The sequence below is a fragment of the Paenarthrobacter sp. PH39-S1 genome (assembly GCF_030063245.1).
In the GTDB taxonomy this organism is placed as follows: Bacteria; Actinomycetota; Actinomycetes; order Actinomycetales; family Micrococcaceae; genus Arthrobacter_M.
Genome location: NZ_JASISR010000059.1, coordinates 1 through 11851 on the forward strand (window position 1 = coordinate 1; position 11851 = coordinate 11851).

Below are 11851 nucleotides of genomic sequence, written 5' to 3' on the forward strand. Positions count from 1 at the left end.
CTGTTCCTCGAGGAATCGTCGTGCCGTGTTCTCATATCGGTGCACCGTTGTCGGGGCGAGTCCACGTTCCTGGAACATCCAGGAACGATATTCATCCATCAGCTCGCCAAGTGCTGTCGCCAACGGGATGCCGCCGGGGCAATACCGGAGTACCGCAAAAATTCCAGCAGTGGCACCAAAGCCCGCGGGCCAGGGAATCTCCGAGTTACCACTGCTTTCTGGGCAGACAAAAACCCGCTCAGGACCTGCTCATTCAACTCCTCGGCCCTCAACCCCTCGGAAGAGAGCCATCGACCGACCCGCCCAATGTCCTTGAGCATGTTCCGGATTGTGCCCGGCGTGTAGCCCCGCCGCACCAACCATGCCCGATACCCCTCAACCTGCGCACCCAGTTGACCGTCATTTCTCTTCGGTCCAGACATGAGATTTCGCCTCCTTCATGGAAGCACCGTTGCTTCCATGACCAGCGTCCTCCCACGGAAACTATGCCGATATGGGAACAGTCGATTCTTGTCCGGACCCCAGTGGCAGGGCCTCTTCTGGTGCCCGCGTTCCCAGCACCTCGGCATAGTTACCGGCTCGGCATAGATCAATCTATGCGGATATCCGCATAGATCGACGAATTTGGATACCTTCCGATCGACACCGAAGGCGCCCGGTTATTGTTCCAAGTCATCGCCGATGGCTACGAAAAACGGAGTCTGATTATCACCACGAATTTGGAGTTCTCCCGGTGGGGAACGGTGTTCGGTGATGACAACATGGCAGCTGCCGTCATCGACCGCATCGTCCATCACGGGCGACTGCTTCAGTTCCGCGGCGAGTCCTACAGGGTCAAGCATGCCCTGATGAAATAGGCAACCAACCCAAATGGCCGGAAACGGTGCTCAGATGGCCTGATTCTTAGCGCCGAAACGGCCTACTTAAAGTTGACGAAACACAGGAGTCCATACCGGGTTTTGAGGTCCTTCGCGAGGGCCTCGAAAGCGGTCGGGTCCGCCGTGTTCCCTGGCACGACCCGGACGGAGACGGGACGGCCTTCCGGGTCGGTGAGCAGGCCGTATTCGATCTGCGGCAGTCCCTTCTTCCCGTCCCGGGAGTAGCCCCGTGCGGCCAGCGGGCAGTGGTGCCCGGTGACCCAGGAGGAGGACAGGTCGAACAGGGCCAGCCGGTCCGGGTTCGCCCCCCGGGACAGGTGTTTTTTGGCCAGGGCCAGGTCCCGCTGCGGGCAGGCGGGCCCGAGCAGGGCCGGCAACCCGAGGGCCTTCGCCTGCGCGGTGACCGCGGCGACGTGCCCGTGCGGGCGGGAGCGCAGGATCGTGGCCGCGGCATCGGCCGGGATTAGGTGCTGGCCCTTGAGTCCGGCCTCGATCAGGTCTACGACGTGGTCGGGCAGGGCCGAGAGGTTCGCCACCGTCTCGTTGCGGACCTTCCCGCCCTCCCGGAAGCTGCGGCGCAGATAAGCCGAACGGTAATCGCGTTCCTGGCCGTGCTTGTCAGTGTGGGACTTCCTCACTCTGACTACGTGAACCGGCTTCTCCTGCTGACTCATACCAACAAACTACACCCGTGTGTGGTCAGCGCCGGTAACGACACGCCAAATATTCTGTCTACAGTTATTGACCGAAAATGGACCTTTCGCCAGGAAACTCAAGGAATCAGAGCCAAAGGTCCACGTAACTTCGGCCTAAAGGCTGGGCTCGCAAGGACACAACCCTGCCCGACACGTTCGGTATCGAGCAGCCGGGCGTTGATGTCCCCAACTGTGCGAGCGGCACAGGCATGGGAACCCGACAGAAGGACCCCGTCCGAGGAGACGCGCTTCCCATGTTCCAAATATCGCTAGGACGGAGATGAATTTTATAAAAAAGTCTGGACTGTATGAATCCCCTGCCGTAGCCTTACCTACAGGGATGACGATCCGTGACCCGGATCACAGTGTCCGATTCGAGTAAGCTCAACTGACCCTCTATAACTTCAGGAGTTTGGGACGGCAGTCTGTCCATCCCGGCGGCCCAACCCGCGTTGTGGCGTGCCGTCATCGCAGTCTTTTATAACACCACCAGTGAACTGTTCTGACAACGGTGAACACTTTTCCAACAGTATTCAAAGGAGAGACCACGGAAACCCTCGTAGGAACACTGAAAGGCCGATTCCCTCCTCAAGGTGGAAGGCGGTTTCATCGGTCTGCCGTCGATGAAACGAGCCTGGGATGGTCGCTGCATTCGGCGAGTCCCTCCACAACCATGAAGGGTCGGTTATGAGCGCCGGGTTCTTCGAACTGAAGGCGTCCGAGTCGTTGGTGTACATGTGCACCTACGGCTAGATGAAGGTCGTCGTCGCGGGTGAGTTCATCCTCCCCGACCAGGCGACCGGGGAAGTGACGGGCGCGACCGAGGGAGCGCGACGTGCTGTTTTCCCGAAGGAAATGACGGTGAAGTTTGAGACTCCTCAGTATGGTCTGGGGTTCTTCACTGGCCACCGATCCTTTCCCACCGTAAAGACCGGCCATGCAGTCCTGCCGCCGGCAGCAGGCACCAACCTGGAACCGGGTTTCCGCAGTGTCATTCTCCGCGTCATTCGGCGCCACAGGTGAGACCGTGGGTCACGACGCCGGCGCCCCCACACAAGAAATCTGACAACGTTTAGTTGTCCAAAGGGAGATTGTTATGAGTGAAAAGCGTTTAGTTGGAGGCGAGGACCTGGAAAGGTCCATCGACTGGAAGCAGGGCCTGGCCATCGCGCTGGGTGTGCCCTTGCTGATTTTGCCCTCTTTGGGCTATATCCCCTTGTATTTGTCTGCCGCAGCAATCCTTATCTGGGGATTATCGGTCGTTCAGGGTTTCTTTCAGAACGCCGCGTACGCCGAGATGGCCACCACGTTCACCAAGGCCTCTGGTCTGCCGGGTTTCGCCCAGCATGTCTTTCGCACACCGAACTACCAGGGCAAGTACGACAAGGGCAAGCTGATTGGCGGCTTCAGCGCCTGGAGCTACTGGTTCGCCTGGACCCCGGTGCTGGCGATCTTTTCCATCCTGGTTGGCAGCTACCTACACGGGCTCTTTCCGGTGCTGGGCGAGACATTTACCGAGAATCAGCTCGCCTTGATGACAGGCCTGGTGATTTTCGGCGGATTGTTCGCGGTGAACTGGTTCGGCCTCAAAGATGGCGCCAAGCTGGGTTATATCCTGGCGGCATTTTCTCTGATACCGCTGATTGTCCTGACCGTAGCGCCTTTTGCCACGGGTCACGTTGAGCTGGCCAACATCACCGGCAGCTGGCTACCGGTCGACTGGGCCTGGGACATGCACCATATCCTGATTCTCTTTGGCATCTTCGCGATCGCGCAGTGGAGTGCCTGTGCCTGGGAAACGGCAGCAATTTACGGCCCTGAATACAAAAACCCGGCCAAGGACGTTCCCAAAGCGCTGTTTGCCTGCGGCATCATCTGCTTCTTCTCGTTCGTATTAGTGCAATCTTCAGTGATCGGCGTGCTTGGTGTTGAGGGTGTACTGGCCGAACCTGTGTCGCCCCTGATTCCGGTCGCCCAGGCTGTCTTCGGCCAAGCCGGCTCCATGATCACCATCATCATGCTGATCGCCGCCATGGTCCTGATCATCCAAACGGCTTATCTGGGTTCCTCCCGCGCCATGCACTCCATGGCGGTCGAAGGCAACCTCCCCAAATCCCTCGGCAAAACCAATCGCCACGGCACTCCCTTTATTGCCATGCTCGTCATCGGAGCCTTCAACCTGGTGCTGATCTTCATGGGAAACCCCGCGGCAATTGTTGCGGCCTCGGCGATTGGTTACACCTGCGCCAACGGCATCAGCCTGTTCGCCTATGTCAGGGCCAAAAAGCACCCGTCCTTCGCTGATCTGGAACGGCCCTTCAAGGCACCCAAGGGCTGGAAAAACGTCGCCATGATCTTTGGCCTGTTCAACTTGCCCCTGTGCCTGATCGGCGTGGTCTACCTGAACAGCTTGGAAATCGGCTGGACCCCGACCTGGGTCGGCTTCATCGTACTGGCCCTCTACATCCCCATCTGGTTCTACTCTCAGCACGAATCGAGCCGCTCGAAGGACAAAGCAGCAACTGCGGGTTCCTCGGACCACGATGGCGCAGGACTTGAAAGGCGTTCCACGTCCTAGATGGACGGAACCCCCGCCTCTTGGCTTTCCCGTTGAGAGAGTCAGTCCTGCCTGCAAAGACCCTGGTCACAGTGCACTGATGAACGGGCTCGGTGCCGGTGCTGATGGTCAGAATCAGCGCCGGCACCCGTGTAACTCCTCGCGGCGGCACTCCCCGTCAAGGCGGACCTCAGGTTCTGGGTCTTTTCTTCATCGCACCAAGGCCCCCGGGCAGCCGCTTTCCCGTCCAGTGTTGCCTCGCCCGGAGACTGCCGTGCGTTTCGGCCTGGCTAAGGGCAGGACATCCTGGCCATGCAATCGCCTGCCCTAAAGGACAGTAGAAACCATCCGGAATCAGCGTTTCCCCTACCCGGAAATGGCAGGACGATGGATAGCAAGCCCCTCTCTGTGGAGCATCTCAGGAGCTGAAGCTCAACAGATTCCACCCTTTTGGAAGGCAGTCCGATGCTAAAAACCTCAGTTTCTCGTGATGAATGGATGGGCCGGGAGGCCCTCGCCGAGGCCATGATCCCGGTAATCGGCCGGCTGTACCGTGAAAACAACGTGGTCACCAGCATCCATGGCCGGAGCCTGATTAACAAGTCCACCATGAACATCCTCAAGGCCCACCGCTTCGCGCGCCGGATCAGTAAGGACGAGCTGCTCCTGGAGGAGACGGCGCCGCTGCTGAACACGCTGGCACAGCTGGACCTTGGCGCTGCCGCCATCGACATTGCCCGCCTGAACCAGAAGTTCAAGTCCGACGGGGGCGACCTGACTTTGGAGGAATTCCTCCGCGCCGAGCTGGCCGAGGTAGTGGGCAAGGGCGGCGCTGACGATTGCGCCAGCACCGACGTCGTGCTGTACGGCTTCGGCCGGATCGGCCGCCTGGTGGCCCGCCTCCTGATCGAAAAGGCCGGTGGCGGGCACGGCCTGCGCCTGCGCGCCATCGTGGTCCGGCGCGGCTCCGATAACGACTTGACCAAGCGGGCCAGCCTCCTGCGCCGCGACTCGGTCCACGGCTCCTTCGAAGGGACCATCAGGGTGGACACCGATGCCAACACCATCACGGCCAACGGCGTCCAGATCCAGGTCATCTACTCGGACAACCCAGCCACCATCGACTACACCGCGTATGGCATCAACAACGCGCTCGTGGTGGACAATACGGGCCGGTGGCGCGACGCCGAGGGCCTGTCCCAGCACCTGCAGAGCAAGGGCGTAGCCCGTGTCCTGCTGACCGCACCGGGCAAGGGCGAGCTGAAGAACATCGTGCACGGCATCAACCACCGCGACATCACCGATTCGGACCGGATCGTGACGGCGGCGTCCTGCACCACCAATGCCATCGCCCCGGTCCTGAAGGCCATCAACGACAGGCTCGGCGTGGTCCACGGCCACGTCGAAACGGTCCACTCGTTCACGAACGACCAGAACCTGATCGACAACTTCCACACGGGTGACCGGCGCGGCCGCTCCGCTGCGCTGAACATGGTGATTACCGAAACCGGCGCGGCCAAGGCAGTGGCCAAGGCCCTGCCCGAGCTGCAGGGCAAGCTCACCGGCAGCTCCATCCGGGTCCCCACCCCGGACGTCTCCCTGGCCATCCTGAACCTCAACCTGGAAAACGGCACCACCAAGGATGAGGTCAACAACTACCTGCGCGAGATGGCGCTGCACTCGGACCTGCGCAAGCAGATCGACTACACCGACTCACCCGAGGTCGTCTCCACCGACTTCGTCGGATCCCGCCACGCCGGCATCGTGGACGGCCTCGCCACCATCTCCAACGACAAGAACCTGGTGCTCTACGTCTGGTACGACAACGAGTTCGGCTACAGCTGCCAGGTCGTGCGCGTCATGGAGGAAATGGCCGACGTTAACCGGCCATCCTTCCCCCGCAGCGGACGTTGTCAAGGAAGCCATATCGGGACCGGCCGCCGGGGGAGCGGTCGCTCCCAGGATTTGAGCCGAACATGAAAATTGGAATCCTCACCAGCGGTGGCGACTGCCCCGGATTGAATGCAGTTATCCGCGGGGCCGTCCTGAAAGGCATTGCCGTTTACGGCCACGAGTTCGTCGGGTTCCGTGACGGGTGGCGTGGTGTGGTGGAGGGCGACATCGTTGACATCCCCCGCACCATGGTCCGCGGCATTGCCAAGCAGGGCGGCACGATCCTGGGCACGTCCCGGACGAACCCGTTTGAGAACGGCGGTGGCCCGGACGTTATCAAGGCGAATCTGGACCGGCTGGGCATCGACGCGATCATCGCTATCGGCGGTGAGGGAACCCTTGCGGCGGCCAAGCGCCTGACGGACGCAGGGCTGAAAATCGTGGGTGTTCCCAAGACGGTGGACAACGACCTTGATGCGACGGACTATACCTTTGGTTTCGACACCGCCGTGCAGATCGCCACGGAAGCTATCGACCGGCTGCGCACCACCGGAGAGTCCCATCACCGCTGCATGGTTGCCGAGGTGATGGGCCGGCACGTCGGGTGGATCGCGCTGCATGCAGGCATGGCTGCCGGCGCACATGCGATCCTCATCCCGGAGCAAAAGGTCAGTATCGAACAGATCTCCCAGTGGGTGAAGGAAGCTCACACCCGCGGGCGTGCACCACTGGTTGTTGTGGCCGAAGGGTTTGTTCCGGAGAACCTGGAGACCCCGCACTCCGAACGCGGCCTGGACACCTTCGGCCGTCCCCGCCTGGGCGGCATCGCCGACCAGCTAGCCCCTGAGATCGAGGCCCGGACCGGCATCGAAACCCGTGCCACCATTCTGGGCCATATTCAGCGCGGCGGCGTGCCGTCAGCCTCTGACCGCGTCCTGGCCACGCGCTTGGGAATGGCGGCCATCCATTCGGTGACCGAGGGCCGCTGGGGCACCATGGTGGCCTTGAAGGGAACGGACATCGACAACGTCGGCTTCGAGACCGCCTTGGGCAAGCTCAAGACGGTCCCGCAGCACCGCTACGACGAAGCCGCGGTCCTCTTCGGCTGAGCTCTGAGACAAACTCAAGTCGGCGAGGCGGTCCCGGACCACGACCGGCATCGCGTCCAGAAACGGCGTGGCCGACGTAACAGCCGCGGTTTCCGGCGAAGAACATGCAACCACACGTTCCGAGGCGTAGACCTATGACACATCTCATTGCAACGACTCGCAGACCATGGCTAACAAGGTCAGGGCACCACCAGAGCAGATTTGTCCGGTTTGGTCCTCGTCCCCCTGCCGAAGACCAGCAGACCGTCGGTGGCCTACCTGCTGAGGCGTGGCGCCTCCGGGCCGAGGGGGGAGCTTTGAGGGTCTATTGCAAAGAGCTGTAAACACGTTGTCAAAATTGCTGGACTGCAGTATTCGGCTGCCCATTCTGCCGGGCCCGCCTCTGGCGTCATCCCGGTGGTCCTAGACACATTTGGTGCGATTCGGGAGTGGTTTGTTTCGACGTCTATTTCCGAGATACGCGACATCGGAGACGAACATTCGGCTATTGCCGCCACCACGGTCCGTCTGGCGTGTGAGCGCGCGGAAGCACATGACTTGGAGCGTCTTCAGGAACTTGCACGGGCATTGGTTCTGGCCAGGACCCCTGAGGTGCGTGCATCTGCTGACAGCCGCTTCCACGTCGAGCTGGCAGTATCGGCGCAGTCACCGAGGCTTGCCAATGCCGAAATCCGGCTTCAGGAAGAATCAGTTCTACACCTATGGGCCCCCCTTGGTGGGGAACCTGACCCCGAAACGGCAACCGCTGAACACTTGGAGTTGGTCCGGGCAGTGGCCCAGGACCAGCCCGAGAGGGCCCAGAAACTGGAGCTTGAGCACATTAGGCGGAATATTTTTCACCTGATCGACACCAGACTGACGCTCAGTTACGCCCAATCAACCCAGGAACCCAATGAAACCGGACATCGATGTGCGGGCAGAGCCTGTCCTCGACAGACGACCTGTACACGGACAAGCGTCCCTCGAGGGTGTGCTACTAAGCCCTTTGAGGATCGGATGCGGTGAAACCCGGTGCCGAACCGACAATGATGGCTGCCACGCTGGAACAAATCCGAGTTCCACGCCCGGGAATGGGAAGACCGCAGACGCCCCAAGCGGGTCTTGGTAGACAGGGCCTGCACACTAGGCCAACCGTACCGGCCTGGCCAACCGTGGGATTAAGGGCACCATCTCGAAAAAGGCGACCCATGCAACCCGCAGGAGGCGGGAGGCCGCCTCCTGCGGAGGGGCGCCAGCGCTCGACAGCGAGGCCTATGAGGGACGTAGCGTCGTGGGAACGTGGGGACTCCACCGGTTCAAACTGCCAACCATAGGCAGACGTTGGTCAGAATCTCCGTCCTAGCGGCCCGATCCGGAGCCGGGGCCCCCACGGCTCCTAATGGGAACCCGGGCAAACTTCAGCCTTTACGAAAAAATAAAATAATCATCCTTCAGGCAACTTTTTCATAAAAAAGTCTGGACTAGATGAATCAGATGGCGTACCTTTGCTTGTGGGACGAAATGCGTGACCGGCATCACACCGGCGGGGCTCGAAGCGGAGCCCTACTGGAGGTAGAGGAGTGCCGGAGCGATTCCCTCCCGGAGTCATGGGGGGGTCTGGGAGGTGATCTTCAGCGCAGTCCCGTCCGCACCCGAAGCCGAACGGTTCTGATGACGAGGACCGGTTCTTATGGATCATTTACGACACTATTAATTCCAGGAGAGACCATGGAAACCACCCAAGGAACACTGAGCAAGGCCGGATCGATTCACAAGGTGGAGGGCGGTTATATCGGTCTGCCGTCGATGAACGAGCCCGGGACAATCTCTGCTATCGGTGACTCGCTCCACAACCCCGAGGGCTCGGTCATGTGCGCCGGGTTCTTCGAGTTGAAGGCGTCCGAGCCGTTGGTGTACACGTACACCTACGATGAAATGAAGGTTGTCATCAAGGGTGAGTTCATCCTCACTGACCAGTCGACCGGGGAAGTGACACACGCGAAGGAGCGCGATGTGCTGTTCTTCCCGAAGGGGACGACGGTGAAGTTTGAGACCCCTGAGTATGGTTTGGGGTTCTTCGCAGGCGACCGCACCTTCGCACCGTAAGGACCGACCATGCGTTCCGTGTCCATGCCGTCGGCAGCAGGCAGCGGCCTGGAACCCGGTTTCCGGGGTGTCATCTGTGCGTCTTTTGGCGTCACAGGTGACACCGCGGGTCACGACACCGGCGATCGGCCCCGACATGACCTGCGTTTCGTATCTGCAAACCCGGAGGCCCTCGCGGACCTGAGGTCTGTGCTCGGATGTTCGCACGTCGGGGTCCGTCTCGTACTCGCCGGTCCTCCTGCGGACATCCGTGCAGCTGCTGCCGCCGCTGCCGAGTGTGGTCTGCTGGAGGAAGAGATGACCCTTCTGTGCGACGAAGCGGGACCCCGGGTTGTCTATTGCCCGCATTGCCGGGCCAGGACAACGGTTGGGGCGGCCGGAACAGAGGCGGAGTGCAGCGGATGTGCCACTACCCTGTTCATCGCTGATCACTTTTCGCGCCGAATGGGCGCGTACCTGGGATACTCAGCCCATGTCGAGGAGGCATCATGACAACGACGGCGCTCCCGATCAGTGCGCATCCAGCGGTGGAAGGAGGCCTTCAGCTTGAGGTGACAAGCGTCAGCGTCCAGACAGAATCGATTGTCAGCATTATATTAGCTAATCCGTCCGGGGGAACACTGCCTTCGTATGTACCGGGCAGCCACTTGGTGGTCCAGTACGGGGACGGCGTCAATGCATATTCCCTTACGGGATCGGGTAACGCCCCGTCCGAGTACGCCATCTCGGTTCTTCGGGTTGAGGACGGTGCCGGCGGATCTATGGCCATGCACCAGCTCGCAGTCGGTGACCGGGTGTATGTTTCGCGGCCCCGCAGTGCCTTTGCTCCGGTGTCGACAGCTACGCATCATCTGCTTGTCGCGGCTGGAATCGGGATCACCCCGGTCCTTTCCCACGCCCGGGCCGCGGCCGACCGCGGCACGACGTCATCGCTGATCTACGTGTACCGCCCGGGGGCGGGGGCCCACGTGGACGAGGCGCGGGAGTTGCTGGGACCTGCCTTGACTGAATGCAGCAACCGGACCGGTTTCCAGGAAGTTCTGACCGAACAGCTCGCGTCCCAGAATCTGGGAACCCACCTTTACGTCTGCGGGCCGGGTGCCTTCATGGACGGAGTCCTGGGCCAGGCGCGGGAACTTGGGTGGCCAGAGGCTCGGTTGCATTCAGAAGCCTTCGGCGCGGCCGAACTGGACGAGGGCGAACCATTCTCGGTGAACCTGGTCCGCAGCGGCATCAAACTGGAAGTTCCGGCCGGCGTTTCGCTGTTGGAGACGCTCGAAAACGCCGGGAAAACCATTCCCAATATGTGCCGTAAAGGCATCTGTGGTGAATGTTCCCTGTCAGTACTTCGAGGGGCACCCCAGCACCGGGACCTTTACCTGACTGACGAGGAAAAGGCTGAGAACACCACCATGATGTGCTGTGTTTCGCGCAGCGAAGACCCAGAATTGGAGTTGGACCTTTGAGTATCAACATCGACAAAAACCCTGAGAGCGACGTCCTTCCCGAACGGATCCGGCGCTTTCCCTTCCCTTTTACCGCTGAACAGTACCGCTACAGCGCCAACGTCGAGCCAGCCCATAAAACAGTAGAGACAGAAGCGGGCGCCTGGGGGGCCGGGCTGATCGATATCGACGAATTCTATCTTCAGGAACTGGCCGATCGCGACCAGATACTGACCCGCGATCCCTCACGCATGCAGGTCTTGCCCCACATGCGGCCTGCCGTGTGGGACGCCCTCACCGCCGTACTGTCCTCCATGGCCGAGGATTACCCGGACACGATGTCCTTCCACCGGGAAGGAAACACCTGCCGCTGGCAGAACACCCTGCAGAACCTCAACATTGAGTTCACCGCCGGTGACGACGACTCACTGCCCGGAGGTCCCATGCGGTTCCTGGGCAGCCAGATCCAGGACGACATCGTCCTTCTGGACATCCGTGAGGATACGATGTGGCTCGACGCAGGTCTGGTCAGCTTCGCCGCGGACTGGTCCTTCAGTTTCGACGTCGGCATGAATTTCCTCGAAATCCACGGCCCCGTCCCGCGGGTCAAGGAAGAAAACATCGTCCGCCGCGCTGAACAATTCCTCATGCGGCTACAACCCGGAGAACAATTCCGCCGCACCAACTGGACCATGACCATCGGCCAGCGCCTGGACACCTCCACCGAAACCTACCCCGAATGGGGCCCGGACCGCGGAACCATCGCCACCGACCCCGACCTGCCGGACAAGCTCCACCTCCGCGTCGAAGTTCAGCACCTGATCCGCCTCCCACACACAGGCGTCGTGATGTTCCTGATCCGCAGCTACCTCCTGTCCCTCACCGACATCGCCAAGGTACCCGTTTGGCGCGAAAAGCTCGGCCACGTACTGGCTGAACTCCCCGAAGACATGGCCGAGTACAAAGGCATCATCCGCTACCGCAAAGCCGCATCCGACTGGCTGCTCGCCAGCTAACCAACGTGCCTGCACCCGGGGGCAGGCGCCCTCATCCTGAACAAGATCGTCCTGAATAAAGAATCAAGGAGAAAATCATGAGTATCGACACTGAAAACCAAACCGTAGTAGGGGTGGCGCATCCTTTGGATCCGCTGTCGCGGGCTGAGATTTCCCGGGCGGTCTCGATTTTG

At 60.8% G+C, this 11851-nt stretch carries 11 protein-coding genes and 1 pseudogene; 11 read left to right on the top strand and 1 reads right to left on the bottom strand.

Going from position 1 to position 11851, the window contains the following annotated elements; genetic code table 11:
* Nucleotides 1–614: 614 nt before the first annotated feature.
* Nucleotides 615–857, top strand: a pseudogene (locus QMG52_RS20565) (ATP-binding protein); the annotation flags it as partial.
* A 62-nt stretch (nt 858–919) separates the two neighbouring features.
* Here QMG52_RS20565 and QMG52_RS20570 read toward each other — a convergent pair.
* Nucleotides 920–1552: an IS1634 family transposase N-terminal domain-related protein gene (locus QMG52_RS20570; RefSeq protein WP_283562281.1), complete on the bottom strand. Its 633-nt coding sequence runs from the start codon at nt 1550–1552 to the stop codon at nt 920–922.
* A gap of 660 nt (nt 1553–2212) precedes the next feature.
* Between QMG52_RS20570 and QMG52_RS22490 the strand changes: the two genes are divergently transcribed.
* The 10 genes from QMG52_RS22490 to QMG52_RS20615 all read left to right on the top strand — a co-directional run bounded on the left by QMG52_RS22490 (nt 2213) and on the right by QMG52_RS20615 (nt 11678).
* On the top strand, nt 2213–2326 hold the full coding sequence (locus QMG52_RS22490) for a cupin domain-containing protein (RefSeq protein WP_502920584.1): 114 nt from the start codon (nt 2213–2215) through the stop codon (nt 2324–2326).
* Nucleotides 2327–2596 carry a cupin domain-containing protein gene (locus QMG52_RS20575; RefSeq protein WP_283562282.1) on the top strand — a complete coding sequence of 90 codons (270 nt, stop codon included), beginning with the start codon at nt 2327–2329 and terminating at the stop codon, nt 2594–2596.
* A 73-nt stretch (nt 2597–2669) separates the two neighbouring features.
* Nucleotides 2670–4151, top strand: a complete 1482-nt coding sequence (locus QMG52_RS20580) for an APC family permease (RefSeq protein ID WP_283562283.1) — start codon at nt 2670–2672, stop codon at nt 4149–4151.
* A 477-nt stretch (nt 4152–4628) separates the two neighbouring features.
* Nucleotides 4629–6110: a glyceraldehyde-3-phosphate dehydrogenase gene (locus QMG52_RS20585; RefSeq protein WP_283562289.1), complete on the top strand. Its 1482-nt coding sequence runs from the start codon at nt 4629–4631 to the stop codon at nt 6108–6110.
* Nucleotides 6107–7132, top strand: a complete 1026-nt coding sequence (locus QMG52_RS20590) for an ATP-dependent 6-phosphofructokinase (protein WP_283562284.1) — start codon at nt 6107–6109, stop codon at nt 7130–7132. The genes QMG52_RS20585 and QMG52_RS20590 overlap by 4 nt, the downstream gene beginning before the upstream one ends.
* Nucleotides 7133–7528: 396 nt before the next feature.
* The gene (locus QMG52_RS20595) at nt 7529–8137 is read left to right on the top strand and encodes a FadR/GntR family transcriptional regulator (RefSeq protein ID WP_283562285.1); all 609 of its coding nucleotides are present in this window, start codon (nt 7529–7531) and stop codon (nt 8135–8137) included.
* Nucleotides 8138–8839: 702 nt separating this feature from the next.
* Nucleotides 8840–9217 carry a cupin domain-containing protein gene (locus tag QMG52_RS20600; RefSeq protein WP_283562286.1) on the top strand — a complete coding sequence of 126 codons (378 nt, stop codon included), beginning with the start codon at nt 8840–8842 and terminating at the stop codon, nt 9215–9217.
* Between the two features lie 24 nt (nt 9218–9241).
* Nucleotides 9242–9709, top strand: a complete 468-nt coding sequence (locus tag QMG52_RS20605) for a dimethylamine monooxygenase subunit DmmA family protein (protein WP_283562290.1) — start codon at nt 9242–9244, stop codon at nt 9707–9709.
* Nucleotides 9706–10683: a PDR/VanB family oxidoreductase gene (locus QMG52_RS20610; RefSeq protein WP_283562287.1), complete on the top strand. Its 978-nt coding sequence runs from the start codon at nt 9706–9708 to the stop codon at nt 10681–10683. The genes QMG52_RS20605 and QMG52_RS20610 overlap by 4 nt, the downstream gene beginning before the upstream one ends.
* Nucleotides 10680–11678, top strand: coding sequence for a heme-dependent oxidative N-demethylase family protein (locus tag QMG52_RS20615; RefSeq protein WP_283562288.1), 999 nt, complete (start codon nt 10680–10682; stop codon nt 11676–11678). The genes QMG52_RS20610 and QMG52_RS20615 overlap by 4 nt, the downstream gene beginning before the upstream one ends.
* Nucleotides 11679–11851: the final 173 nt, after the last annotated feature.